Origin of the sequence: Paenibacillus pasadenensis (assembly GCF_023715725.1) — a bacterium.
Classification (GTDB): Bacteria; Bacillota; Bacilli; order Paenibacillales; family Paenibacillaceae; genus Paenibacillus_O; species Paenibacillus_O pasadenensis_A.
Genome location: NZ_JAMBOT010000070.1, coordinates 1 through 402, shown reverse-complemented (window position 1 = coordinate 402; position 402 = coordinate 1). Strand labels below are relative to the sequence as shown.

Sequence of the window (402 nt, the reverse complement as noted above, 5' to 3'; positions counted from 1 at the left end):
CGCCAAACCACTGCTGAAAATGTTCTGGCTGATTAATCAGACCCAGCATCATTTCGCGCAGCTTGTCCATTTCCTGCGGCAGAACATCTGCCGGATGATCGCGCGGTGGCAGGTCAGGATCGCTGTAATAGGTGCTGCCCAGTTCTCGTTGCACAACGTAATCGGCGAACCCGCTGATCAGCTCGCGAGTGTTTGGCGCGCGGAAGCCAACCGAATAGTTCATCGCGTTTTCTAACGCATAGCCTTCGTGCGGGAATCCCGGTGGAATGTACAGGATATCGCCGGGTTCCAGCTCTTCATCAATGATGGCTTCGAACGGGTCGACCTGAAGAAGATCCGGGTGAGGGCAGTGCTGCTTCAACTGCAGCTTTTCGCCTACGCGCCAGCGACGACGACCGGTTC

1 protein-coding gene is annotated in these 402 nt (G+C 56.2%); it reads right to left on the bottom strand.

Annotated elements, in window-relative coordinates; all coding sequences use genetic code 11:
• Window positions 1-402: cupin domain-containing protein (locus tag M3223_RS24015; protein ID WP_285891433.1), on the bottom strand; the 402-nt coding region annotated here is incomplete at both ends.